Below are 25,785 nucleotides of genomic sequence, written 5' to 3'. Positions count from 1 at the left end.
GGATCTTCGGTCGTTCTTGCGTCGCGCTGCGGCCGGCGTTCCGCCGCGGGGGGCTCTCAGGACGTCACCGCGAGGACCACGATGAGGACCACCAGCACCACGCCGAAACCGCCGAGGGCGAGGACGAATCCACGCCCGTTCCCGGCCGTCACACCGGACGAGCGGTGCCCGCCGCCGGACGGCCCGAGGCCGTCGGTCCCGGACCGCGCCGTTTCGCCGGGCGGATAAAGGGTGCGGGTCTGCGGCTGGGCGGTGGCACGGACCGCGGGCTCAGGCTCGCGGCGGGGCGGCTCGTGTGTTCGGCGGGGCGGCTCCGGGCGGTGGGGCGGCTCGGGTGAGCGACCGACGGGCCCCTGCGGCCACTCCGGGCCTTCCCGGTACTCCGTGGGGCCGGACGGCTGTTGCTGGGCAGGGGGCCGCTGTTCGAGGCGCTCCGGCGGCCGGGCGGGAGGCTCCGGAGGCTCGTGCGTGACGCGGTCGGGCGGCGGCCCGGGCAACGCCATCGTCCGGCGCACCAGCGCCTGCCACACCGGCAGCGTGATCCCGGGGTCACTGCGCCCGGTGAGGATCTGCTCGGCCGCCCCGCGCCCGATCGGGTCGGTCCCGCCGCACAGTTCGGGCAGCAGCCTCTCCAGACGGGTCCCCACATCCGGTTCGGCGGCGAACGGCCGCACGGCCCATCGGTACAGCGACGCCGCGTTCGCGGCACGGACCGGCTCGTCCGGGCCGCTCCGGGCCGCCGAGGCACCGGGAGAGAGATACAGCCGTCGGCCGAGGACCGCGTGGCACATGCGCCTGCGCTCACCGGCGGTCCAGTCGGGCCAGCCCTCCGCGATCCGGCGCACTACCAGCGTCAGCACGTCGTACGTGGGGTCGCCCTCGAGCACCGTCAGCAGGTCGCCGTTACCCGACTCCACGATCGTGTCGGCGAGTTCACGCTCGTCGCGGCAGGCGGCCAGCCGCGCGGGCAGTGAGCCGGTCTCCCTGGGGGCGGAGCGGCGGCCGAGGACCGGCCACCGGCGCCGCTCCCCGTCCGGTTCCGGCCAGGTGGGGCGCACGACCGGAAGCCGCCCGGGCGGCCCGGGAGCCGCCGGCGCTCGCGTGTCCTGAACGGGCGACGCGGCGAACGGCGTTGCCGCCGCGACGGAAGGGGACGGCTCCGCGCGGTACCCCGCGGACCTGGACGGCTCCGCACCGTACTCCGCGGACCTGGACGCGAGAGGCTCCGAGCGGTACTCCGCGGACCTGGACGCCGGAGGCTCCGAGCGGTACGACGCCGGCGTGGACGGCTCGGACGCGTAGTAAGTCTCGGCCGCGGACGGCTCCGGACGGTACGTACGCGGCCCGGACCGGTCGCGCCCGGCCCGGCGCTCGAGCGCGGCCAGAGCGTCCTCCGAGGCCTCCAGCAGCGCACGGCCGTCCCTCACCGCCGCGCCACGGGGAAGCGCCCTCGACAACGCGTCGGCGAGCTCGAACTCGTGCGTGTCGCCGCGTTCGACCGCGTACAGATAGGCGCGTACCAGGCGCTCCGCCACCTCCTGCGGCCGGCCTTCCGGCGCCTGGAGCGGGTCCGTGCGCACCCTCGGACCGTCCTGGTCGGGCGAACTGGACCAGCGGCTCACGAACATGAACCTGATCCGGCGGCTCTCCGCCGTGTCGTGCGTCGCGAACGTCCACGGCTGCGGCAGGACCCTGCCGAAGATCCCGTACAGGGCCCACAGCAGCAGGCACGGCCCGTCGTCGCCCGCGCGGTCCAGCACGGTGTGCAGCGCGGCAGGGTCGCGCAGCACCTCTGCCGCGACCGCCGTCAGTTCGGCCTCCGTCCGGCGGAGCCCGCCGGACAGCCGCCTCCCGCCCTCGAGGGCCGACCGTTCGAGGGCGCCGAGCGGCACCGGGTCCAGCGCGCCGCGGACCTCGCCGAGCGCGATGCCGCTGCCCTCCCAGTCCCAGGTGTGCAACCCGAGGCAGGTCTCGGGGCCGAGGCTCCGCTCGGCCCCGTACAGGGCGTGGCACAAGGTGTCCTGGCGGCCACCGAGACCCCGCCCGGACGTACGGTGCACCAGCAGCGCCGTCGCCGAGTCCTCGCTCACCAGACGCACCAGCGCCGGGGCCGTGCCGGGGCCCGCCGACCTCAGCAGGTGGGTGACGGGCCGGAACAGCCTTACGACGTCGCCGCGTTCGCCGGACCAGGCGACCGGGCCGAAGCCCGTGTTGCCCATCGGGTTGGCGGCGTCCCAGCGGAAGACGATCTGGTCCACGGTCCCGGTGTGACGTGACGTCATACCCCTGTCTCCCTCAACTCGGCTCCGGGCAGGAGCCCGCACATTGCGAACACGGACAGCAGTGGGGCGAGGACCCGGCGCGGCCGCACGCCGTGCGGGAAGGTCTCACCCCTCTCCTGGCCGCCGGTCGCCGCCACGAAGTGCAGCGTGCAGCGGGCGCAGTCGTCGAACGGCTTCAGCCATGCCTGGCTGCCGTGGTGCCGGACGAAGGCATGGACGTCGCGGCTCTCCGCGCGCAGGGTGCTGTCGTCCAGGACCGCCGGCAGTCCGCGGGCCAGCCAGCGGTCCACCGAGGGGTCGAAGCGGACGAGGTCGCTCTTGTTCAGTGCCACGGCCGCGGGGGCGGTGATGTACGGGCCGGTGCGCGGGATCCGGCCGAGCACGGTGGCGAACGCCTCGTCGCCGAGGTCGCGCTGGACGAGTCCGGTGCGCTCGCGCACCGGGTCGAGCTGAGGCAGCCGCAGGGCCCTCAGCGGGTCGAGCACGAAGATGAACGCGCCCACGCCCATGAGGAACCGGGTCACGTCGCTGTTCTGCGCCAGGTCCTCTCCCGCCAGGTCGAAGAAGACCACGGGCCGGGTCACCCCGTGCCCGGTGACCAGCAGGCCGTCCGCGAACTCGGCGAAGCGCACCTGTCCCGTACGCCGCAGCACCTCGCCGCGGTGCAGCGGGTGGACCGTCTCCGCGAGGTACTCGCGGTGCTCCTCCGGGTTGAGCGGCAGGCACTTGAGCCCGTACGGCTCGAGACCGCCCTGCTCGATCTCGCCGAGCATGGCGGCCAGCAGGTGGGTCTTGCCGGCGGCGGAGCTGCCGACCATGGCGACGGTGAGCGGCTCACCGCTGGTGAGGTAGGGGACGGGCAGCCGGTGCGGCTGGTTCTCGTCCGCGTGCGGGCACATCTGGAAGGCCTGGCGCAGTGCGTCCTGACGGTGCATCGGACGGTACTCCGCGCTGAGATCGAGTTTCCTGGGCTCCTTCTTGCTGTCGAGCGTGAACAGTTGCGTCTCGTCGTAGTGCACCGGCAGCAGACAGTGCGGGCACAGCGGGGGCCGGGTCGGCAGGGGCACGTCCACAGGGCCGTCGTGCCGGGGTTCGGCGGCCGGCCTGGGAGCGGGCGAACGGCCGCCGCCCAGCAGCCGCCGCAGCGAGCGGCGGGGCGGGGGGTCGACCAGTTCCACGTACACCTGCTCCTGGTCCGGCGGGGCTGCGAGACCGAGCCGGTCCCGCTTCTCCGCGAGCCTGGCGTCGAACTCCGCGCGGGCGCGGCCGAGCGGGTCCGGGGCAAAGGAGACGACCGCCGGCGGATCGCCGACGTTCAGCAGGCGCATCAGCTCGGCCGGCGCCGCCCGCATCTCCGCCAGGGGAGCGAACGAACCGCTCTCGCCGAGCGCGGCGAGCCTGCCGAACTCGGCCAGGTCCTCGGGAGGCGCGGTCGCGTCCCCGGGGCGGCCGGACAGGAGGAAGTACATGAGCCGGGCCACCGACCACAGGTCGTCGCGCGGATCGGCGGTGCCCGCGCCGTCCCGCTGCTCCGGAGCCGCCCACGGCGCCGCACCGAACGCCTCGCGGGGCTCGCCGACCCGCTGGGTGCGGTACAGCTCGCCCAGCCGCACATGGGTGCCGTCCCAGCGGACCGTGTGGGGGTTGATGTCCCGGTGCACCAGCTGGACGCTCTCCAGCAGGCGCACCGCGAGCGCCAGCTGGCTGAGCACCTTGTGCTGCTCCGCCACGGTCAGCGCGCCCTGCCGGGCGGCGACGGGCCGCCCGGCGTGCGCCTTGTAGAGGACGAAGGGTTCCGGGGCGTCGAGATGGAACCCGACGAGGCGCGTGAACAACTCGCTGTAGGGCTCACCCCCGTGCTGCCGCTCCACCGCGACCGCCGCGCTGACCTCCCGCTCGAGCGCGCCGTAGGCGTCGGCGCTGCCGTGCGCGGAGCGCGGCAGCCGGTACTGGATCACCCGCCAGCCCTTGCTGAGGGTCACTTGCCGGGCCACCAGCGGCGCCCGCTCCGGCATACGGACGTCGTCGGAGAAGCGGGCCGAGAAACGGACGGGGTCCTGGCGGTGGGTGTAGAACTCGAGCTCCTCCACGTCCTCCGCCTGCGCCCCCGTGTTGTGCGGCACGGTCATCGCGTTCCGCCCTCCTCTCCCCTGACCGACCTGACCGTGTCCGGGCGCATCGGCATCAGCGTGAGCACCCCGGCGTGCCTGCCGCCCGCCGTCCACACGACGTCCTCCGCGGCGGCCGGCCACGCGTCCTGGCCGGTCTCCGGCTCAGCGCCTCGCCGCAGGGCCTCCGGCGCGAAGCGGAACCGCCTCGCCGCGTGCGGGTCCTTGGAGAGCAGCCGCCGGTGCTCGGCCCCGCACAGCGGGACGACATGCTCCGTGCCACCGTCGGCCAGGAGACGGCGCACCCGGTCGGAGGAGACCCCTAGCAGACCGGCGATGCCGGGCCGGTTCCCGGGATCAGGGGCGTACGGGGGCGGTGCGGCGACTGCGTCCCTGATCAGCCTCCGGTGCTCCTCGTCGAGCAGTTCGTTCATCAGTGGGCGCAGCGGCACGCCGGCCGCGGTCGCCGGTTCACGCTCCACGGCTGCCCAGCGGGAGGCAAGGATCAGCGCGGCGCCGTGGGTCAGGTCGCCGACCAGGGTGTCGACCAGTTCCGGGCCGCCGTCTCCGGTCTCCCGTTCGAGCCAGGGCGGGCCGTCGCCGTCGGAGCGGGACGGCCACAGGCTGCGCAGGGCGAGCGGCTGCTCCTCGATCGCGGACGGCCGCTGCTCGGCGGCGTGCGGTCGCGTCCCGGCGGTCTGCGTCACGGGGCGGCCGCCGGCGGCCGGGTCCGGTTCGGGCTCCGCGGCAGGGTCCGCCGCATGGCCGTCGTCGAAGCCCGGGCGGAAGCCGGAACCGGCCCCGGGCGCGGCGTCGCCGAAACCTGAGCGGAGGTCCGCGCCGGGGCCCGGCCCCGTATCCGCGCCGAAGTGGCCCGTTCCGTAAGGGCCGTGGACAGTGCTGTCGTCCGGGAAGGCCGTGTGCGAGGCCGCGTCCGGCACGGACGATTCCGCCCAGTCGTCGGCATCGCCCCAGCTGTCCCAGTCGAAGCCGCCCGTCGGCCCGGCGGACGGACCGGCCGGTTCGTCCACCAACAGCGCCCGGTCCACCGACGGACCGGCGCCCAGCCTTTCCTCCACGGTCTCGGCGAGTGACCCCACCAGCACGGCGACGGTGCGTGCCGCGTCGGAGCAGTGGTAGCGGGCGTCGGCGAGCAACCAGTCGTGCACGACGGTGTCCGCCAGCAGTTCGTCGACCCCTTCCACGGCTCCCGCGGCGAAGGCCCAGTCCGTCTGCCCCCACCAGTCGTCGACCGCCGTCGTCCAGTCGCGTATCGCAAGCAGCACCAGCGCGGTCAGCGCGAGGGCCAGGGCGATCGCGCCCGCCCAGACCGGCAGGGACAGCGCCGTGCCGGCGAACGCCCCGGCCACCCCGCCGACGGCGCCCGCCGCGAGGCGGGTGAGGGCTCGGGCGTCGCCGCCCCCGTCCAGACGCCCGTCGCGGGAACGACCGGGACGGCGCCGCAGCATCAGTACGGCGAGACCCGCGCCGGCCGCCGCGCAGAGCGGTCCGCTGAACCACCCGATTGACGGCCACAGCCCGGCGACGCAGCAGATCAGCATGGCCAGGCCCGCGTCGGCCGCCCATGGGCGGCGGATCAGGAACGGTGGCGGCAAAGGGAGTTCCGCGACGCGCTCCGGCGGACAGGTCTCGTCGAGCCGGCGCAGTCTCGCCGTGCTGCCCGCCGGCGCCGACCGGCCGGAGAGCGCGTTGAGCGTCGCCGCGACGGACCGCAGGGGCAGCCGCTGCCGGAGGAGGTGCTCCGTGTGGTCGCGCAGCGCCGGTCCCACGCTCGCGCGGGTCACCTCGGGCACCTCCGTCAGTTCGATGCCGCGATCGAGCAGGCGGCTACGCTGCTCCGGGCGGACACGGTCGCCGCCGCCGTCACCGAGCGCACCCGCGACCTCTGTGCGGTACGCGGCCAGCGCGTCGGCGAGGCCCTCGAACCGGGTGGGGAGGTCGGCCTCCTTGCCGGCCACTGAAAACAGACCTGCCGCGCCCCGGATCGCCTCGTAGGTCTCTCTGGTGTCGTGCAGGGCGTCCACGCACTCCTCGTGCCGCGTGTCGATCCTGCCGCCGGGGGTCAGCCACGGCCGGTCGGCGAGGCTGCGCGGTACCGACCGGCCGAGGAGGAGCGACAGTTCGGGGCTGAGGCCGTCCTGCCGGGTCCCGCCGGGCGCGGTGCCCCCCTCCGGCGGGGTGACGGATAAGGGCAGGTCCTGGCCGGTGAGGTGCTCCAGCGCCTGCCGCCAGGCCCGTGACCGCGCCTCCTCCGTCAGGTCGTGCTCCAGTACGTGTACGGCGGGCACGGCGACGCCGTGCGGCACGTCCGCCAGTTGCCCGAGGACGCAGTCGAACACGGCCGGTTCCACCAGGAGTTCCAGCAGCGGCCGCAGTGACGCGTCGAACTTGTCGGTCCCCGGCGCGGCGCCCACGAGCGTGTCGGGCAGCCACAACACGCCGGCCTCCGGCGGGCCGAGCGGCAGCGGCCGGTGGAGCTGCCGCTGCCCGGGGGCGCCGGTCGCGAGGCAGAGCAGCCGTGCCGGTCCGTAGGAGTAGAGCTGTTCGTAGCGGAGCTGGTGGTCCACGAGGTCCGCCGCGCCATCGATGACGAGGAACCGCCGCGTGCGGTCGTGTTCCGTCTCCTTCAGTGCCGCGGTCACCGGCGCCCCGTGCCGCAGGTCCACGACGACGGCACGGGCCGGGCGGTTCTGTTCCATGGTCACCATCGGTCGCCGTCCTGGTCGTGGCCCTGCCGGCCCCAGTTGCCTTCGTCCCAGGGGTCGCTGGGGCCCGGCGCCTGTGTGCGGGCGGGGTCCTCGTCACGACGGGGGCCTGCGGCCGGTTCGTGGTCGTGGGGGTACGCGTCACGGTCCTGGCCCGGGTCCCTTCGGCCGTGGCCCACGTCGCCCCGTCCGTGGTTGTCGGCCTGTCCGTCCGCGTACGTCCGTTCTCGGCGGGGGTCCGTGCGCGGGTCGGGCCGCGGCTCGTCGCGCGGATCGGGCCGCGGCTCGTTGCGCGGACCCGGGACCGGCGCGTCCTCCTGGCGGCGTGCGGCCTCACTCTGCGCCACGCGCTGGTCGAGCGCGCGCAGGTTGGGCCGGGTGGGGCGGGTGGCGCCGGGGAAGCGCATGTCGAGCGCACCGGGGAAGGTCTGCTCCCAGAAGTCGCGCAGCGGGACGAGCCATTCCTCGTCCTCGGCTCCGAACTGCCCGCTCAGCTCCTTGATCAGGGCGAGCTGGCGGGGTGCCACCTCGTGCACCAGCCGGCGGAACAGCGGCGAGGGGGCTTCCGGAGTGGTGGCGAGACCGACCGGCTGGGCGCTCATCAGCCGCTCGCACACCTCCTCGACGATCCGGCCCTCGTCGAGCAGCGCCCACTGCTCGTAGGCCCGCAGCAGTCCCGCCCAACTGGAGACGCTGTTGTCGAAGGCCTCGAGGCGCAGCGTCATGGTGGCCGCGCCGCCCTCCTGGAGGCGGATGCGGATCTGCTCGGGCGAGTCGGGCGATCCCTTCACCTCGACGAGGCCGTTCCAGACCGCGCACAGGATGCGGTGCAGGATCCGGCGCCGGTCCTCCTCGGTGCTGGCCAGCCAGTCGTCGCGATAGCCGAGGCGCTGGCGCCAGTGCAGGAAGTCGTCCACACCGGCGGCGTCCCGGGCCTCCGCCCACAGCCGCAGCACGTGCCGCACCTCCGAGACGTCGGTGAGGCTCATGCCGCTGCGGAACAGCACGACCGTGATCGACTCCGTGTCCACGGCCCGGAATTCGGGCACCGTTCCGTACGGCAGGCGCAGTTCACGCTTGAGGAACGCCGCGGCGCCCGAGCCGGCCTCGCTCTGCGGGTGCACGATGAGCACCTTGAGCGGGCCGCTGCCGTCCGGCTCGAAGCCGACCGGCAGCAGCCCGACGAGCTGGGAGCGGAACTGCTCCAGCCATCGGGTGTCCACCTTCGCGGCGGCGTCCTCGTCACCGGCCGCGGCCTGCAGCAGCACTCCCAGCGACGGCAGCAGCGGACGGTCGCCGAGCACGCTCGACTCCACGAACAGTCCCTTGACCCGCCGCTCGATGACCTGCTTGATCTCCTTGACACCGGCTTGCGGCGAACGGCGCACCGACTCCAGGGCCCGCATCCAGTCGTCCGGCCGGATCAGCTTGGCCACCAGGCGGGCGGCGCCCGGGTTCTCCGGCAGGTCCTCGTGCTGGTAGAGCCGGCGGATCACGTCGTCGTAGAAGGCGGCGAGGGTGTTCTGCGGGGGCAGCAGGTACAGCACGCCCTTGCGGTCCTTGCGGTAGAGCTCCTTGCGGCGCTCCGCGAAGAACTTGCGCTCGTCCTCCTCGTGACCGCGCAGCGCCTTGACCAGCTCGCCGATCTCCTTGGTGGTGCGCAGCAGCGGGGGCCGCCAGCGCGACTCCTGGTCCTTCCAGCCGCGGTGCCACTTCTGCCGGGCCCGCCACTGGTACCAGGCGTCCTGCTCGTCGAGGGCGTTCTGCACGTCGGGGTCGCCCCAGCGGGCCGGTACGAGGCCGCCGACCGCCCGCTTGATCAGCGGGATCTGCGGCGGGTGGACGTCCACGCCCTCGCCGCGTTCCGGGTCGTTCCTGCGGTTGTCCAGCATGCCGACGAACCCGGCCTCCGCGACCCGCTGCGGATGGCCGGGCAGCCCGGCGAGCAGTCTCTCCAGTCTGAACGGGTCGATCACGCCGAGCAGTTCGCGGCAGCCCGAGCCCGGCCGGAACTCCTCGACCAGCCGCGGGATTTCGGCGTCCAGTTCGCGCTGGAGCCTGCCGAGCGCGTCGTCCATGTCGCCGAGCCGGTTCCGCAGGGCCTGCATGATGGCCCTGGTGCCCTTGGGCAGCGGGTCGGGCGGCACCACCACCGGCGCCTCCCTGGTCCACAGTCGGCCGATGGCGGAGCGGTCGAACAGGTCGCGGACCCGCTCGGTGCCGTCGTCGGCCGGCTTGCGCGCCTCCTCGTCCATCGCCCGCACGGCCTGCGCCAGCAGCCGTCCCGCCACTATCTCGGCGAGGTCGTCGACCGGCACGGTCAGTGAGGCGGCCAGGCTGGTCGACATGGACCGGTGGCCGATGCCCGACCTGGACGGCTTGGAGCGCTCCACGCTCTTGTTGACGAAGCTCGCCGCGAAGGACTGGTAGTCGCCCTCGGTGCGGCCCTGGCTGTTGTCGTCGCCGAGTTCCGTGCCGATGAGGGACATCACCATCGCGGTGATCGAGCGGCGGAGGTCCTCCGGTTCGATGCCGGCGGTGCGGCTGAACAGGAACGCGGTCTGCACCGTCGAGGGGCGCAGCGTGACGAGCCCCTCGCCCGGGTAGCGGACGCCGAGCGAGCCCTGCTCCTCCACGTCGCCGAAGTCGGACCGGGCACTGGGCACGTTCTGGTCGTCGACGAGGCGGGAGAGGTCCACCAGGGCGCGGGACGAGTTCAGTTCGGCCTCACGGCCGCCGCCGGCCTCCGGCGGGAAGGCGGAGGGCATGACGACCAGCGGATAGATCTTGACGCCCTTGACCTTGGACCTGCGGAACTCGTGGCCGATCAGATGGATGAAGTCGTAGAAGATGCCGGCTCCGGTGCCGCCGGCCACGGAGAAGGCCACGAATACGTCGCAGCCGCGAATCTGTCCGCCGCCCATCTCCCGCAGGTCTCCCTGCGAGTTGCTGATCGCGCCGATCGCCTCACGCAACTGGCGCAGCACCGGCTCGAGTCCGCTGCGCAGCGTCGCGAACAGCGCCGACCTGCCCACGGTCGGCAGCTGCCCGGCCCCGGTGTGCAGGGGCGCGACCCGCGGCTGCCGCTCCTGGGGCGGCAGCCAGTGGTGGGTCTCCTCGTGCAGCGCGACCCGCAGCATCCGCGCCACCTCGGGGGAGCTGTCGTAGTCGCTGGGCAGCAGGTCGTGGATGATCCGTGAGGTGCGGGCGTGGGCGGCGGTCTCACCGGCCTTGAGGCCGGCCGGCTGGAGCCGGTCCAGTTCGGACTCGCTGAAGTCCGCATAGACGAACTGCAGGCAGTCCGGCAGCTGGAACGGCAGCCGGCGGCCGTCGGTGACCAGTTTGTTGCCGTCGGGCCCGCACAGCTCCCGGCGCAGTCCGCGCTCCAGGTCCGCGCCGATCCTGGCGCCCGTGCCGCCCAGACCGACGTAGAGCATGGGCTGGTAGATCTTCATGTCTGTCTCCCCTTGCGCCGCCGTGGACGGGCGCTCGTGGCCGAGAGGTGGGTCAGAAGTTGGGGTCGGAAGGGGTGGTTCCGCGTCGTGGCGGGGCGGCGGAGGCGTCGCCCCGGGTCCGTCCGCCGCGGGCGGTGCGATCGGAGGAGCCCTGGGGCCTCGCGCCACGAGGTCCCGGCACCCGCCGGCCGCCGAAGGGGCCGCCGCTCCGGCCCCGGCCCTGTCCGTTACGGCCGGTCCGGCCCGTTCCGGAGGCGGTACGGGCGTCACCGACGACGAGTTCGAACCCGTCGGCCAGACCGGCCGGCTGGCCCTGCCCGATGGCCCGTTCCGGTCCGCCGGGCGGCTTGAGCAGCAGTTGCCCGGCCGTCGTGCGCCGCAGACGGTACGCCTGGGCTCCTCCGCCGCGCCGCAGCGCCGGAGCCCCGCCGCCGGAGCGGCCGACGGAGAAGAGGAACTCCCCGCCGGGGCTCTGGCCGGCCCTGATGGTCAGCGTGTCGGGGCGCTGCCCCTCTGTCCGCAGTTCGAGCCGTACACCCGAGAGGTCCCGCCTTCTCACCCCTGCCCGCCGGCGCACGGCGATGACGGCGGCCAGCGCGCACAGCAGGAGCGCCGCGCCGCTGAAGGCCCACCACCACCTGTCCCACAGGGTGGGTTCGGCGGTGACGCGCACCCCGAGGAAGACGTTGTCCACGACCCGGCCTCCGTCGCCGAGGTCGGTCACCGTGATCCGTCCGGACAGCTCACCCAGGGGGACGTCCGGGCCGAGGGTGACGGTGAACGGGGTGGAACTGCCGCCGGGTGCGGCGTTCACCGTCGCCGGGCCGATACGCAGCGCCGATCCGGGAGGCTGGTCGGCGAGGGAGAGCCGCAGGGTGTGCGGCCCCGAGTCGTTGTTGGTGACGTCGAGCGTGCCGCTGACCGTCTGCCCGGGGTGGACGTCGCCGCGGTCGACGCTCAGCCCGGCGGTGAGTACCGGGGTGCCCTGCGAAATGCGGGCGTGCAGGGGCCGGCGGTCGCTGGTGATGCCGGGTGCGGTCATCTCGGTGGTGAGCCGCAGTTCCCCGGAGGCTGTGGCGGGAACGGTGAACCGTCCGGCATAGCGGGCGTCCTCGGCCCGCTCGTCGGGCTTCTTGCCCCCGTCCGCGAGCGGTACGACGACCGGATCGAAGCCCGCGCCGGTCATCCGGGCGGAGACCCGAATGCCCTTGAGCTGCTCGGGGTCGGTGATCACCACACCGCGCCGGGTCTGCATACGGACCTCGACGACGGCCTCCTCCCCCGGCCGGGGCGAGGCCGGGCTGAGCGTGACCGCGGAACGGAGCCTGCCCTGCCAGATGGCGCGTACGGCGACCTCGCGGTCGCGGTGGCCCTCCGGCGCCTCGATATGGATCCGCCACTTGCCCGGCAGCGGGTTCTTCACCCGCAGCGCCTCGACCGGCCCGTCCTGTCCGCTGGTCTCGAAGGCGGAACCGTCGAACTCGCCCTGGGTCGGCACCCGCCGGCCCTCGGGGTCGTAGTAGGTGACGGTGACCTTGGGGTCGTGCTTGCTGACCGTCAGGGAGCCGTCGGTGGCGATGGGCGGGATGGTGACGGACAGGTCGGCGGGCGGTCTACCGACCGTGCCGTGCGCGACGCGGGCGCAGCGGGCGGCGGCGAAGGTCTCCTGGAGGGCCTTGTCGATCTGCGCCGAGCTGTCGACCACACGCATCTTCGGGGCGGCGCCGGGCAGGTCGGCGCAGCCGTTGCGGAATCCGCCCTCGGCCATCCTGGTCAGCGCGGCCCGGTCGATGCTGTCGCCGAAGCCGAGCGGCCAGATCTGCACGGACTCCCGCCGCGCCCTGTCCAGTTCCTCCGTCAGGCGCTTCGCGCCGTTGGCCTGGCGGCTCGCCTCGTCGGTGCCGTATTCGGGGCTGTCGGAGACGTCGAGGCGGCCGTCGGTGAGCAGGAAGACGACCTTGGGGATCTCCTTGTCGCCCTTCTCCGCCAGCCGGTCAACGGCCTGCCGTACGGCCGCGGGGAAGTCGGTGCCCGGTCCGGTCTTCTTGTCGTCGCGGTGGGCCAGCTGCTGCACGCAGTCGCTCAGCCGCTGCCGTCCCGCGGTGTCGGCCGTGGTCAGGGCGCACACTTCGCTGACCGGTGACTGGCCCGGTTTCTCCGAGCTGCCGAAGCCGATCACGGCGGCGCGCGAACGTGCGGAGATCTCGCCCTGGGTGATCAGCGAGGCGGCTTCCACCTCACGTGCCAGGTCCTCGTCGGACAGGCTCTCCGACTGGTCCACGACGACCGCGAAGTCGATCGGGTCGGGCCCGTCGGACGCCGGCGCGGCCTCCCTGCCCAGGGGGCCGGCGGCCAGTCCCGGCCCGGCGGCCGGAAGTATCAGGAGCGCGCAGACCAGCACCGGCACACCCGTCTTGCGGAACATTCTCATCGTCTCTCACCACAGCTCGCCGAAGAGGACCAGCAGCGCGCCGAGGGTCAGCGTGCAGACCCCCGTGCGCAGCCACCGGTATTTGGCGGCCAGGACCGCCCCGTGCACCCGTGCCTGGCTGACCAGCCAGCGCACGACGTCCTCGCCCGACTCCGAGAGCCGGACGAGCAGTTCATCGGTCGGCGTGCCGACCGCGAGATCGCGAAGGAAGGTGGTGTCCGCGCCGGTCCGCGTGCGCGGCAGTATCACGCCGACGAGCATCAGCACGCCCACCGCGTAGAGCAGCAGCCCGGCGGTCACGACGGCTGCCGCCGCCCGGGACGCCGGCAGCGGGAGTTCGTTGCGCGAGAAGGCGACGGCCAGTGCGGCGACCGCACCGGAGAGCAGGATCGCAGCCTTGGCGTCGGCCCGGCCGATGTCCTCGCGTACGGAGTTGAGCAGCCGCTCGGCGACGAACCGTACGTCGCCGCCGGGGTCGGCGCCTGACCCGCTGCCGGGGCCCGCGCCCCCGGGGCCGGGCCCCGGAGGCGCACCGGTGCCCGGGCCCGGCGGTCCGCCGCCGTTCACTCGTCCCCCCAGTCGTCGAAGTCCGCGCTCGGGCGGGCTCCGCCCGATCCGGCAGCCGGCCGCGAGTCGCGGTCCCGCTCCGCGGACGACTGCACCCGGGTGGGCTCGTACACGTGCCCTTCGTCGGGGGCCGGGCCGGCGGCGTCCTCCGGCTCCTCGTCCCAGAACGGCCGCCTCGGCTCCGGTGTCTCATCCCTTGGTGGGGTGAGCGCGGGCCGGCCCCCCTCGGGGGACGTGAGTACCCGGTCGGTGACCCTGCCGGTCACCCTGCTGCTGTTGTCCCGCAAATACCGGAGCACCTCGTACATCTGCTCGCCCACGTCGTGCCGTTCCAGCATTCCCGCGTCGAGCAGCCGGTTGAACAGGTGCAGATAATCGGCCTGGCCCTCCCGTTTCTCCTGTCGGATCGCCTGGCGGATCTCCCACACCTTGTCGGGGTTGCTCGCCATCAGATGGGTGATCTCGGCCTCCTCGCCGCGCCGCAGGACCTCCTCCAGCTGGGCGGCGCGCTCCGCGACGCGTTCGCGCTCGTACCGGTCCTTCCGCCGGTCCGCCTCGGCCTGCGCCCGGTCCTTCTCCATCTCGAAGGCGACGTCGTCACGCTCGGCGACCCGGTCCCTGACCTGGTCGCTGAGGTCGATGAAGACATGCACCCGGGTACGCAGACCGAGATCGGCGCCCAGATCCATCCGGCCGGCCCGCAGTTCGGCCTGGACGGCCTCCTCCGCGCGCTGCGCCTCCGTCAGCCGGAACCGCCGGGACACCTGGCGCAGCCCGTACAGCAGATCGCCGTGCAGCATCTCGCGTACGTCCCAGACGGCCTTCTCGACCACGAGCCGCGGGTCGTCCACCTCCCACTGCACCTCGGCGCGCGTCTTGAACGACTGGGCGTCGCCGGCCGCCGGCAGGGCGAGGTCGAAAGCGGTGACATGGCGCCCGAGGATCACCTCGAAGACGGCGCGGGGTCCGCCGAACCAGGGCTTGTCGTGGTCCTCCCTGCGGCTCGGCCACAGCACGCTGTGGCCCCCGTTGGGGTACAGGTACACGGCCGCCACCTGGCCGCTGCGCGGCGTGTACGGGAGGACGCACTCCCGCAGCAGCGGCCCCTTGCGCGGCTCGGCGGCACCGGCCTGCTCGTCGGCGCCTGCCCGCTCGTCGGGCCGGAACGGCTGCTGCGCGGGCGGTTCTCCGGCGCCTGACGGGGTCATCGTTCAGCTCCTTCCGCCGCCGCGTCCCAGAGCTGGCGGGCGGTGTCCTTGTCCAAGGGGTCGTCGTCGTCCCGGACCAGCCGGGCCAGCAGGTGCCGCACCCGGTCGCGGTCCCTGCGTTCCACGGTGATCAGCGGGAGGAAGCCGCGGACCACCTCCAGTTGGGCGGGGTCGTCCGCGCACTGGCGCAGGACCCGCCCGAGGGCCTCGAGCGCCACCTCGCCGGAGCGGGGGGTTCCGAGGGTGAGGCCCACCAGGTCGGCGAGCTTGCCGACCAGGGGTTCGTGGGTGGCGAGCAGGGCCACGAGGAGCGGCCGGCGGGCGTGCTCCTCCAGTGCCTCTGTCTCGTCGAGACCCCACAGATACGTGGTGCGCGTGGTCAGCGTGCCCAGCACGCTCAGCAGCACCAGGTCGGCGAGCTCCCGCTGTCCGCCGCGCAGCCAGGCGCCCAGGCGGGCGACGACCGTGGCCGGCTCCGCGCCGGCCAGCAGCCGGGTGACGCTGAACGCCGCGTTGGACAGCGTCGTCACATCGCCCGCCCGCACGGCCTTCGCCAGCGCGTCGAGGGAGGCGCGGACGGAACCGGCGGCCATGCCGTACCCGTGTGCCAGCAGGGCCGTCGTCGCCAGCGCCTCGTCCCCCGACGTGGCCCACTCCTTCAGCAGCGCGCCGACCGCGGGCCGTACGGACGCGTCCCTGGACGCCTCCGCCAGCGCGGTCGCGGCCGACATCTGCTGGACGGGGCTGTCCACGGCGGCCATCGGGCCGATCAGTTCGCCCGCCCCGTGGACCCAGTCCCATGAGCAGAGAACGCCGGCGGCGACGGAGGCCCGCACCCACACTTGGGGCCGCGGGTCGTCGCACAGGGTCCGCAGCCAGCGCACCACCGGGCCGCGCGCGTTGTGGTAGCCGTTCCACACCTCGCGCAGGACGGCGGTCGCGAGGGCCTCGCCCTGGAAGCGGATGGCGCGCACGGGGATCTGCGCGTCACCGAGGTCGAACTCCGCATCCTCCACGACCGCCCGGGCCAGGGCGGGGCGGTCGTCGGCATGGGTGCCGAACAGCCGCCGTCCGACGGGTTGTTCGGGGTCCAGGGTGACGGACATCTCCCAGGCGAGCTGCTCGGCCGCTTCCGCAGCGAGGCCGTAGGGCGAGCCGTTGAACACGGCGACGGCGATACGGAAGGCCGCGGCGCCCAGCGCGGGACCCGCCTCGGGGAGGGTGCCGGGACGGTCGGCCCCTGCGAACCACGCGCGGGCCTGTGCCCGTACGAAGGTGGTGCAGCGGTCGAGGAGTTCGTCGTCGCCCAGTTCGCCGCGCCAGTGGCGGGCGAGCAGCTCCGCGAGACCGGCGGCCTCCTTGGGGCGCAGTTCGTCGAGTCCGAGCGCGCCCTTCAGGTCCTCGCGGCGGGCCAGTGCGCGGCAGGCGTCGAGGGCCTCCGGTGGTTCACCGAGCAGCTGGATGCGCAGATGGCGGTGGAGGACGTCCTCGGTCCCCGGCGGGCGCAGCTGGATCCCGTAACGGCCGCGCAGCAGCCGGTCGGCCAGGTCCCCGCTCTCCACGAGGACGACGCCGAACGCCTTGGCGGTCAGCAACTGCCTGCTGAAACGGTCCAGGTGCAGTTCCGTGAGCCGGCCCGGGTGGCGGCCCTCGTCCCGGCCGTCGCCGCGGGTGCTCCGGCCGGCCTCCCGGTGCAGTTCGTCGGACGGGAGCTCCAGGAGGTGCCCGTACTCCTCCTTGAGCATGTCGCCGGAGATCCGGTGCACGGCCTCGCTGGGGTCCAGCCGGGTGACCTGGTTGTCGGTGAGTTCGGACAGCAGGGCGAGAGCCGTGGCGGTGCGGCCGCTCCCCCGTTCTCCGCACAGGACCAGCAGCCCGCACTCCCGCAGCCTGGTCCGCATGCGGCCGTATCCGGGGGTCTCGCAGTAGACCCCGGCGAGTCGGCGCAGCTCCTCCGCGGGGACGGGGCCGTCGAGCATGGCCGGGCCGGCGCCGGCGCCGAACTGGTTGATGAAGTAGTTGCCGTGGAAGTACTGGCCGTCGTCGCCGAAGGTGACGACCCGCTCCGCCTGCCGCGGTGCGAAGGTCCGGCGTGCCGCGTGGGCGGTGCCCGATCCGCCGGTGCCGCCGGCGGATCCCATCGGACTGCGGCCCGCCGTGGCGAAGGGGTTGGGCGGTTCCGGAGCCGGTTCCGCGGCGTCCTGCGCGGCGGCCTCCGCGTCCGGTTCCGCGGGTTTCCGGTCGGGTGCGGGGGCCGGCTTGTGCTCGTCTGCCGGGGCGTCGGGCGGTGGGGCTTCCGGCTGGTCGTTGCTCATGCGGCACCGTCCCCGTCGGGGGCGGCCGGGCCGCGGTTCTTGCGGATGCCGGTCACCTCACCGTGGAACACGTTGTTCTCGAACGAGGCCACGTCCCCCTGGGCGTTGATGTGGGTGACGGTCGTGCCCGCGGTACCTGCCGCCCTTGCCCGGTCCGTCGTGCCGGCCGCGCCGGTCGTGCCTTTCGTGCCTGTCGTGCGTGACCCCGGCGGGTCCGGAGGCGGTGGGCCGTCCCCCTGTACCGGCCCACCGCCGGTCCCGGTCCCCGGTCCGCCCGCGCCGCCCGTACTGCGGTGCTCGGCGCCCGGCCCCGCTGCGGGCCGGTCCTCGGGCAGCGGGGGCTCGGGTAACCGGGGGATGTGGAACCAGGCGGTCTCGTCCGTCTCCTTGAGACGGACCCGCGCGCTGCGGTACGCCTCCGGTTCGACGTAACGGCCCCCCTCGGCCACCACGTTGGCGTAGAGCCAGTCGGAGACGACCAGCAGCAGATCGCTGCCGGGGGCGAGCTCCATCGTCCGCCTGGCGACCGGGCTGTCGCAGAGCCGTGCCGCCACGTCCACGGCACGGCCCACCAGTCCCCTGCCGTCGTCGAGCACCGGGCCGGCGTTCATCCCGATCCTCAGCCGGAGGCGGTCGGCGCTGCCCGCGTTGTGTTCGCGCAGGCTCTGGAACAGCGTGTCGAGCCAGGTGCCGACCATCAGCGTCGGCGGTACGCCGGGGTCGAGCGCGGCGAGGATCCCGTCGCCGCGGTCCTCCTGGTGGACACGGTCCACCTCCACTCCCACGGAGGCGTAGGCCTCGGCGAACGCCCCGTACATGGCGGCCCGCATACGCCTCTTCGCGTCGAGGCCCATGCGCCCCGAGCCGCAGGCGTCCCCGAAGACCACCAGTCTGTTCACGGCTGCTGCACTGCTCACTCGGACCCCCTGGGTGCTGTCGTCTCGGGAACAAGACTCGGTGCGTCGTGCGACGGGCGATGTAGCCGTTTACACAAGTGGCGGGCTTTTCTTCCCCGGTCCGCGCTGCGGCGGTTGCTCGCGGCCCTGCGCGAGGAGCCGCAGCAGGTCCATGTCGGTGACGATCAGCCGCCGGTGCGCGGTGCGGACGACCCCTTGCTCCCGCAGCAGCCGCAGCACCTTGGCGACCGCTTCCCTGGTGGCTCCTATGGCCGCCGCCAGGTCGTGCTGCGGCAGGGGCAGGTCGATGACGGTGCCGTCGCCGTCGGTGCGGCCGACCCGTCCGCCGAGTTCGACCAGGCGGGCGGCGAGCCGCTGGAGCACGGAGCCGGACGCCAGCGAGCGCCGCTCCACGTCCGAGCTGCGCAGGCGGGCCGTGAGCTGGCGCATGATCAGCGCCGTCGCCTGCGGCCTGGCGGCGAGGAAGCTGCGGAAACGCTCGCCGGAGACGGCCACGGTGCGCACCTCGCCGAGCGCGGTCACCGTGGCGCTGCGCGGGCCGCGGTCCACGGCCGCGAGGTCGCCCACGACCTCGCCGGCCCCGCGCAGGGCGAGGATGAGACGGCCGCCGCGGTCGGTGCCCACGGAGACCACGGCCCAGCCGGAAAGCACCAGGAGCACGAAGGTGCTCGTGTCCCGCTCCTCGATCATGACGTCACCGGACGCGTAGACGCGGGGCGCTCCGAGCGCGGTGAGCGTGGCGCGGTCCTGTGGAGTGAGGGCGTCGAGAAACGAACAGCCCCCTCCGAACAGACTCATCGACTCGCCCCCCGCAGCGGATGTGCTGGCCCTTCGGGGGACCACGTCCTTCGCCGGCGTTCCTTCCCGCGCAGTGGTCTCGCACGGCACTCCGTGCCACACAGTTGACCAACCGTCACACTGCGTCGGGGCAACGACGCTATGGGCCGGTCAATGGTCGGTCAATACGATCTCGATGGAGCTCGGGGGCATGAGGGGGCGCATTCAGCCACGTGCAGGCGCATGAGCCTCAGTCGTACCTCTTGAACGAGCCCCCCGACGTACTGACGGCCTCGGGCGCCCGCCGGGCGCCCGAGGCCGTCACACAGCCGTCGCGGCCGCATCGTCCGTGCGCCGCCTGTCCTCAGGACCTGCGGCTCACAGCCGCGGGTCCACCGGTTCCGACTCCAGAGCCAGTACGGCGAACACCGCTTCGTGGACCCGCCACAGCGGCTCCCCGTCGCCCAGCCGGTCCAGCGCCTCGAGGCCCAGGGCGTACTCGCGCAGCGCGAGGGAGCGCTTGTGGTTCAGGAACCGCTCCCTCAGCCGCTCCAGGTTCCGCGGCCGCGTGTACTCGGGGCCATAGATGATCCGCAGGTACTCACGGCCGCGGACCTTGATGCCCGGCTGCACGAGACGGCCCTTGCCGTCCCGCGCGAGAGCCTGGAGCGGCTTGACGACCATGCCCTCGCCGCCCCGCCCGGTCATCTCCAGCCACCAGTCGACACCGGAGCGCACAGACGCCTCGTCGCCCGTGTCGACGATCAGCCGCCTGGTGACCTGGAGCAGGCCGGTGGCGTCGTGCTCCACCAGCTTGTCCAGCCAGGCCAGTTGCTCGTCGTGCGGGACCGCGGCGAGCGAACGGCCCTCGGCCGCGAGGATCTGGAAGGGTGCGAGGCGCACTCCCTCCAGCCCGTCGGTGGTCCAGCAGTAGCGCCGGTACGCCTCCGTGAACGCGGCCGCGTCGGCGGTGCGCTCGCGCTGCCGGTCCAGCAGGGCCTCCACGGCGGCGCCGCGCGCGGCGGCGGCCTCCAGGGCGGCGGTCGCTGTCGGCAGCACGGCCCCTGAGGCCGCGCCGACCGCGGCGTACTGCGAGCGCAGCAGCCCGGACGCCTTGAGCGACCAGGGCATCAGCTCCGCGTCCAGCAGCAGCCAGCTCGTGTCGAGTTCGTCCCAAAGCCCGGCGTCGGTGACGGCCGTGCGCAGACGTCCCAGGATCTCCTCCGTGACCGCCGGGTCGTCGAAGAACGGCCGCCCGGTGCGGGTGTGCAGCGCTCCGGTGGGGCCTTCGACACCGAAGCGCGCACGCGCCGCGTCCGCGTCACGGCAGACGAGCGCGACCGCCCGCGAGCCCATGTGCTTCTCCTCGCACACGACCCTGGTGATGCCGTCGGACCGGTACTGGGCGAACGCCTCCGCCGGGTGCTCCAGGTAGCCGTCCTCCCTGGACGTGGCCGTCGGGGCCATCGTGGGCGGCAGATAGGTGAGCAGCCGCGGGTCGACGGCGAAGCGGCTCATCACCTCGAGCGCCGCCGCCGCGTTCTCCTCGCGCACGCCGATGCGCGCCATGTGCCGGGTCTCGACCACCCGCCTGCCCTGCACGTCGGCGAGGTCCAGCGGCCGGCCCTCACGGCTGCCCGGGGCCTCGGTGACGAGCGGTCTGACCGGCTCGTACCAGACCTTCTCGGCCGGTACGTCGACCAGTTCACGCTCGGGCCAGCGCAGTGCGGTCATCCGGCCGCCGAAGACGGCCCCGGTGTCGAGGCAGATCGTGTTGTTGATCCATGAGGTGTCGGGCACCGGTGTGTGGCCGTAGACCACGGCGGCACGGCCCCGGTAGTCCTCCGCCCACGGATAGCGGACGGGCAGTCCGAACTCGTCGGTCTCCCCCGTCGTGTCCCCGTACAGCGCGTGCGAACGCACCCGCCCCGACGTGCGGCCGTGGTACTTCTCGGGCAGGCCCGCGTGGCAGACGACGAGCTTGCCCTCGTCGAGCACGTAGTGGCTGACGAGGCCGTCGATGAACTCCTTCACCTGCTCGCGGAAGGCGTCGTCCTCCTTCTCGAGCTGCTCGATGGTCTCCGCGAGGCCGTGGGTGTGCTGGACGTTGCGGCCCCGCAGCCAGCGGCCGAGCTTGTTCTCGTGGTTGCCGGGCACGCACAGGGCGTTGCCGGCGGCGACCATCGCCATCACCCGCCGCAGCACGCCGGGGCTGTCGGGGCCGCGGTCGACGAGGTCTCCCACGAAGACGGCGGTACGGCCCTCGGGGTGGGCGCCGTCCACATAGCCGAGCTTGCCGAGCAGGGTCTCCAGCTCGGAGCTGCACCCGTGAATGTCGCCGATGATGTCGAACGGGCCGGTGAGGTGGCGGAGGTCGTTGTAGCGGCGCTCGAGGACGATCTCGGCGCTCTCCACCTCCTCCACACTGCGCAGGATGTGCACCTTGCGGAAGCCCTCGCGCTCCAGGCCCCGCAGTGAACGGCGCAGCTCGCGCCGGTGGCGCGCGATGACATGGCGGGGCATGCCGGCCCGGTCGGGCCGGCCGGCGTTGCGCTCCGCGCACACGTCCTCGGGCATGTCGAGGACGATCGCGATCGGCAGGACGTCGTACTGCCTTGCCAGCCGCACCAGCTGCCGGCGGCTCTCCGCCTGGACGCTCGTCGCGTCGACGACGGTGAGCCGTCCGGCCGCGAGCCGCTTGCCCACGATGTAGTGCAGGAGATCGAACGCGTCGCCGCTGGCGCTCTGGTCGTTCTCGTCGTCGGCGACCAGTCCCCGGCAGAAGTCGGAGGAGATGACCTCGGTCGGCTTGAAGTGCCTGCGCGCGAAGGTCGACTTGCCGGAACCGGTGGCCCCGACGAGGACGACGAGCGACAGGTCGGTCACCGGGAGCCGGCGGCCGGGCGCGGTCGTGCTTTCGGAGAGTGTCGTGCTGGTCATGCGGCCTTCGCCTCCTTCTCGGTGATCTCGAACACGGCCATCTGCGTGGGCGGGCCCACTTCGGGGTCGTCGGGCCCGACGGGCACGAGCCGTACGCCGTAGCCGTGGCGCTCCGCCACGCCCTCGGCCCACGTGCAAAACTCCTGGCGGGTCCACTCGAAGCGGTGGTCGCCGTGGCGCACATGTCCGGCGGGCAGGCTCTCCCAGCGGACGTTGTACTCGACGTTCGGGGTCGTCACCAGTACTGTCCGCGGCCGGGCCGAGCCGAACACCGCGTACTCCAGGGCCGGCAGCCGCGGCAGGTCGAGGTGCTCGATGACCTCGCTCAGCACGGCGGCGTCGTATCCCGTCAGCCGCTTGTCGGTGTACGTGAGCGATCCCTGCATCAGCTTGACGCGGGACGCCTGCCGCTCGCCCATGCGGTCCAGCTTGAGACGCCGGCCCGCGACGGTCAGCGCACGCACCGACACGTCGACGCCGACGATCTCCGTGAACCGCGTGTCCTTCAGCAGGGCCTGCACCAACTGGCCCTGACCGCAGCCGAGGTCGAGCACCCTGCTCGCGCCGGCCGAGTGCAGTGCCTCCAGGACGGCGGCCCTGCGCTGCTCGGCGAGCGGTACGGGGCGCTCCTCCGTGTCGGTGGTCTCGTCGACCGCGTTGTCGACGTCCTCGACGTCGAGGTCGTCGGCCTCGGCCAGCCGCACCAGTTCGAGGCGCTCCATGGCCCGGCGGGTCAGTCCCCAGCGGCGAGACAGGTAGCGGCTGGTGATGAGCTTCTGTTCGGGGTGGTCGGCGAGCCAGCCCTCACCTGCGCGCAGCAGCTTGTCGACCTCGTCGGGCGCGACCCAGTAGTGCTTCGCGTCGTCGAGGACGGGCAGCAGCACGTAGAGCTGGCGCAGCGCGTCGGCGAGCCGCAGCTCCCCTTCGAGCACCAGCTGTACGTAGCGGGAGTCGCCCCACTCGGGGAACTTCGTGTCGAGCGCGACCGGTTCGACCTGCACCGTGCTCCAGCCGAGCGGCCCGAACAGCGACCGCACCAGCTCGGCGCCGCCGCGGGCCGGCAGCGCGGGCACCTCGATGCGCAGCGGCATCGGAGCCTCCGCTCTCCCGGGCAGTGCGGCGCACACGCCGCGCAGGGCGCTCTTGAAGACCGTGGTCAGGGCGACGGCCAGCAGGGACGACGCCGCGTAGGGGCGGTCGTTGACGTACTGGGCGAGCGCCGAGTCGGGGGCGCCGCCGCGGCCCTTGCCCTTGCCGCGCCGCACCAGTGCCACCGGATCCACCTCCAGGAGCAGTGCGGCCGTGCACCGCTCGGCGGACGCCTCGGGGTAGAAGACGTGCGCCGTGCCGTGCGAGGTGGAGAACGCCTGCGCCTTGTCGGGATGCTTGTGCAGCAGGTATCCGAGGTCGGTCGCGGGGCGTTCAACGGTGCCGGTGGTACTGATCGTTAGGAACACGCGTTTGAGTATCGTCCTCATCGGCCGCTCCGACCAGGGGTTTTCGTCAGGGGACGGCCCGTGTCCGGGGCGCCACCACGCGTGTCCGGCCCGCCTTCAGGGGCTCAGCAGCCGAGCGAGCTCCGCGATTTCGCGAGGGCCGACCCGGCAGCAGCCGCCGGCCAGGCGCGCCCCGGCCTCGCGCCATGCGCGCACCATGCCCGGGTCGTACCCGAAGCCGCCCTGCCAGGACCGGGAGACGGCGTCCCACCGTTCGCCGCTGTTCGGGTACACGACGGCCGGCTTGCCGGTGACCTCCGAGGCGAGTGCGACCGCGTCCGTGGTCTCGCGCGGGTCGCAGCAGTTGACGCCCACCGCGATGACCTGGTCGCGGCCGGCGGCGAGCGCGAACGCCTCTGCGAGCGGCTGCCCGGCGCGGGTGCGGCCGCCCGCGACGGTGTACGACAGCCACACCGGCACGCCGCACTCTTCGGCGGCGTCGAGCAGCGCCCGCGCCTCGTCCGTGTCCGGCACGGTCTCCAGGGCGAGCACGTCCGGACCGGCTGCGGCGAGCGCCTCGATCCGTGGCCGGTGGAACCGCTCCAGCTCGCGCACGCCGAGTCCGTACCGGCCGCGGTACTCGCTGCCGTCCGCGAGCATGGCGCCGTACGGTCCGACGGATGCGGCGACCCACACCTCGTGGCCCGCGGCGTCCGCCGCGGACCTGGCCAGGCCGACGCTGCGGCCCAGCAGTCCGGCCGCCTGCTCCCGGCCGAAGCCCCGCCGGGCGAAGCCCTCGAACGTGGCCTGGTAGCTCGAGGTGATCAGTACCTGGGCCCCCGCCCGTACGTAGGCCGTGTGCGCGGCCTCGACCTGCTCCGGGTCCTCGGCGAGCAGCCGGGCCGACCAGAGGCTGCCGGTCAGGTCGCAGCCCTGTGCCTGGAGCTGGTTGGACAGGCCGCCGTCCAGGACGAGGGGGCCTTCCTCGAGGGCGGCGGCGAGCGTACGGGCGGGTTTCACGGTGCTCCCCCTCGGGTCAGCTCAGCTGCGAGCTGACCTGTGACGAGATCAGTTCCAGGTGGTCGAGGTCGTCGAGGTCGAGCACCTGGAGGTAGAGGCGGGAAGAGCCGGTGGCGGCATAGCGCCCGATCTTGTCGACGACCTCCGCGGGCGACCCCGCCAGTCCGTTCGCCTTCAGCTCGTCCACCTCGCGGCCGATCGACGCCGCGCGACGGGCCACCTCCGCGTCGTCCTTGCCGACGCAGACCACCAGCGCGTTGGAGTAGACGAGGTCGTCGGGGGCACGGCCGGCCTTCTCCGCGGCGGCGCGCACCCGGGCGAACTGCCGCTGGGTGTCCTCGATCGAGGCGAAGGGCAGGTTGAACTCGTCCGCGTACTGGGCGGCGAGGCGGGGGGTGCGGGTCGCTCCGTGGCCGCCGATCAGCACGGGGATCTTCCGCTGGGCGGGCTTGGGCAGTGCGGGCGAGTCGGACAGCTGGTAGTGCGTGCCGTCGTAGGAGAAGGTCTTGCCCACCTCCGTGGCCCACAGTCCGGTGACGATCGCCAGCTGCTCCTCGAGCCGGGCGAACTTCTCCTTCGGGAAGGGGATGCCGTACGCCTTGTGCTCTTCCTCGAACCAGCCGGCGCCGAGGCCCAGTTCGACCCGGCCGCCCGACATCTGGTCGACCTGGGCGACCTGGATCGCCAGCACGCCGGGGAGCCGGAAGGTGCCCGCCGTCATCAGGGTGCCGAGGCGGATGCGCTTGGTCTCACGGGCCAGTCCGGCCAGGGTGATCCAGGCGTCGGTCGGCCCGGGCAGCCCGTCGGAAGAGCCCATGCTCAGGTAGTGGTCGGACCGGAAGAAGGCGTCGAAGCCGAGGTCCTCGGTGGCTTTGGCGACGGCAAGCAGGGTGTCGTAGCTCGCCCCTTGCTGGGGCTCGGTGAAGATTCGAAGATCCATGCTTCCATCCTGCACCCTGGACTACCGGCCCGGCGGCCGAAGGCTCCCTCTGACCGTCAGGGGCCGGCGCGGCCGCGGACGGTTTCCGGCGGCCGGTCCGGTTCCCGTTCGGCGAGCCGGCGCAGCATGCCGCGTACCCGGTCGCTGGACTCGTCGGCGGCGTCTATCGTCTCGATGCACTGCCAGTAGAGCCCCTCGTCGTCCGTGGCGCAGGCGACGCCGACGAGTGCGATGCCGACGTCTCCGAGCAGCACGTTCAGAGCGATCAACGTGGCCTCCGGGTCGGCCACTTCGGTCAGTCCCGTGGCCCGGACCGTGCCGCTGCGCACCATCGGATGGTCGAGCACGCCGCATCCGCGACCGCCGATCTCGCTCAGCCCTCTGGCCTCGCCCCGCAGTTCCGGCGGGCCGACGAGCACCAGACGGGCGCCGATCGCCTGCGCCAGAGCCTGGGCCTGCCATGCCTCCGCGACGATCTCCGGCACCGCGCGGCTCTGGGCCAGCGCATGACGGCACATCCTGACGAGCCGTTCCGCATCCATGTGCGCACCCCCGTTCGTGCGAAATCCTGCCCACTGAGTTCATTACCCAGAGTGAAGCCCATTGAGCCGGAAAGCCAGGGGAATTCGGAAATCTGTGGACAGCCAGGCCGTTGTGGATAAC

15 protein-coding genes are annotated in these 25,785 nt (G+C 73.3%); all 15 read right to left on the bottom strand.

The window, feature by feature from the left end; translation table 11 throughout:
* Nucleotides 1-56: 56 nt before the first annotated feature.
* Complete coding sequence (locus MDN94_RS18340; protein ID WP_482726820.1) at nt 57-2,282, bottom strand: DNA polymerase III subunit gamma/tau domain-containing protein; 2,226 nt, start codon at nt 2,280-2,282, stop codon at nt 57-59.
* Entirely contained in the window at nt 2,279-4,411 is a 2,133-nt protein-coding gene (locus MDN94_RS18335) for a hypothetical protein (protein WP_482726819.1), read from the bottom strand. Before MDN94_RS18335 ends, MDN94_RS18340 begins: the two co-directional genes overlap by 4 nt.
* Nucleotides 4,408-7,119: a hypothetical protein gene (locus MDN94_RS18330; protein WP_482726818.1), complete on the bottom strand. Its 2,712-nt coding sequence runs from the start codon at nt 7,117-7,119 to the stop codon at nt 4,408-4,410. The genes MDN94_RS18335 and MDN94_RS18330 overlap by 4 nt, the downstream gene beginning before the upstream one ends.
* Nucleotides 7,113-10,571, bottom strand: a complete 3,459-nt coding sequence (locus MDN94_RS18325; RefSeq protein ID WP_482726817.1) for a tubulin-like doman-containing protein — start codon at nt 10,569-10,571, stop codon at nt 7,113-7,115. The genes MDN94_RS18330 and MDN94_RS18325 overlap by 7 nt, the downstream gene beginning before the upstream one ends.
* A 52-nt stretch (nt 10,572-10,623) precedes the next feature.
* The gene (locus MDN94_RS18320) at nt 10,624-13,002 is read right to left on the bottom strand and encodes a VWA domain-containing protein (RefSeq protein ID WP_482726816.1); all 2,379 of its coding nucleotides are present in this window, start codon (nt 13,000-13,002) and stop codon (nt 10,624-10,626) included.
* A 6-nt stretch (nt 13,003-13,008) separates the two neighbouring features.
* Entirely contained in the window at nt 13,009-13,569 is a 561-nt protein-coding gene (locus tag MDN94_RS18315; RefSeq protein ID WP_482726815.1) for a Pycsar system effector family protein, read from the bottom strand.
* Entirely contained in the window at nt 13,566-14,777 is a 1,212-nt protein-coding gene (locus MDN94_RS18310) for a hypothetical protein (protein WP_482726814.1), read from the bottom strand. The genes MDN94_RS18315 and MDN94_RS18310 overlap by 4 nt, the downstream gene beginning before the upstream one ends.
* Nucleotides 14,774-17,092: a hypothetical protein gene (locus MDN94_RS18305; RefSeq protein WP_482726813.1), complete on the bottom strand. Its 2,319-nt coding sequence runs from the start codon at nt 17,090-17,092 to the stop codon at nt 14,774-14,776. Before MDN94_RS18305 ends, MDN94_RS18310 begins: the two co-directional genes overlap by 4 nt.
* Entirely contained in the window at nt 17,089-18,009 is a 921-nt protein-coding gene (locus MDN94_RS18300; protein WP_482726812.1) for a nucleotidyl cyclase domain-containing protein, read from the bottom strand. The genes MDN94_RS18305 and MDN94_RS18300 overlap by 4 nt, the downstream gene beginning before the upstream one ends.
* A 69-nt stretch (nt 18,010-18,078) precedes the next feature.
* On the bottom strand, nt 18,079-18,807 hold the full coding sequence (locus MDN94_RS18295) for a Crp/Fnr family transcriptional regulator (RefSeq protein WP_482726811.1): 729 nt from the start codon (nt 18,805-18,807) through the stop codon (nt 18,079-18,081).
* Between the two features lie 357 nt (nt 18,808-19,164).
* A complete protein-coding gene (locus tag MDN94_RS18290) occupies nt 19,165-21,726 on the bottom strand; it encodes a polynucleotide kinase-phosphatase (protein ID WP_482726810.1) in 2,562 nt (853 codons plus the stop codon).
* Complete coding sequence (locus MDN94_RS18285) at nt 21,723-23,183, bottom strand: 3' terminal RNA ribose 2'-O-methyltransferase Hen1 (protein ID WP_482726809.1); 1,461 nt, start codon at nt 23,181-23,183, stop codon at nt 21,723-21,725. Before MDN94_RS18285 ends, MDN94_RS18290 begins: the two co-directional genes overlap by 4 nt.
* Nucleotides 23,184-23,279: 96 nt before the next feature.
* Nucleotides 23,280-24,182: a homocysteine S-methyltransferase gene (mmuM, locus tag MDN94_RS18280; RefSeq protein ID WP_482726808.1), complete on the bottom strand. Its 903-nt coding sequence runs from the start codon at nt 24,180-24,182 to the stop codon at nt 23,280-23,282.
* Between the two features lie 16 nt (nt 24,183-24,198).
* Nucleotides 24,199-25,122 carry an LLM class F420-dependent oxidoreductase gene (locus MDN94_RS18275; RefSeq protein WP_482726807.1) on the bottom strand — a complete coding sequence of 308 codons (924 nt, stop codon included), beginning with the start codon at nt 25,120-25,122 and terminating at the stop codon, nt 24,199-24,201.
* A gap of 56 nt (nt 25,123-25,178) precedes the next feature.
* Nucleotides 25,179-25,664 (bottom strand): DUF6099 family protein, encoded by a 486-nt coding sequence (locus MDN94_RS18270; RefSeq protein WP_482726806.1) that lies wholly within the window; start codon nt 25,662-25,664, stop codon nt 25,179-25,181.
* Between the last annotated feature and the right edge of the window lie 121 nt (nt 25,665-25,785).

The sequence above is a fragment of the Streptomyces sp. WAC00040 genome, assembly GCF_056835925.1.
This window is presented reverse-complemented; position numbering and strand designations above follow the sequence as displayed.

Coding starts and splice junctions, on each gene's coding strand:
- MDN94_RS18325 (WP_482726817.1), bottom strand. CDS start 10,571: ATGAAGATCTACCAGCCCATGCTCTACGTCGGTCTGGGCGGCACGGGC.
- MDN94_RS18320 (WP_482726816.1), bottom strand. CDS start 13,002: ATGAGAATGTTCCGCAAGACGGGTGTGCCGGTGCTGGTCTGCGCGCTC.
- MDN94_RS18305 (WP_482726813.1), bottom strand. CDS start 17,092: ATGAGCAACGACCAGCCGGAAGCCCCACCGCCCGACGCCCCGGCAGAC.
- MDN94_RS18310 (WP_482726814.1), bottom strand. CDS start 14,777: ATGACCCCGTCAGGCGCCGGAGAACCGCCCGCGCAGCAGCCGTTCCGG.
- MDN94_RS18335 (WP_482726819.1), bottom strand. CDS start 4,411: ATGACCGTGCCGCACAACACGGGGGCGCAGGCGGAGGACGTGGAGGAG.
- MDN94_RS18330 (WP_482726818.1), bottom strand. CDS start 7,119: ATGGTGACCATGGAACAGAACCGCCCGGCCCGTGCCGTCGTCGTGGAC.
- MDN94_RS18290 (WP_482726810.1), bottom strand. CDS start 21,726: ATGACCAGCACGACACTCTCCGAAAGCACGACCGCGCCCGGCCGCCGG.
- MDN94_RS18275 (WP_482726807.1), bottom strand. CDS start 25,122: ATGGATCTTCGAATCTTCACCGAGCCCCAGCAAGGGGCGAGCTACGAC.
- MDN94_RS18270 (WP_482726806.1), bottom strand. CDS start 25,664: ATGGATGCGGAACGGCTCGTCAGGATGTGCCGTCATGCGCTGGCCCAG.
- MDN94_RS18340 (WP_482726820.1), bottom strand. CDS start 2,282: ATGACGTCACGTCACACCGGGACCGTGGACCAGATCGTCTTCCGCTGG.
- MDN94_RS18295 (WP_482726811.1), bottom strand. CDS start 18,807: ATGAGTCTGTTCGGAGGGGGCTGTTCGTTTCTCGACGCCCTCACTCCA.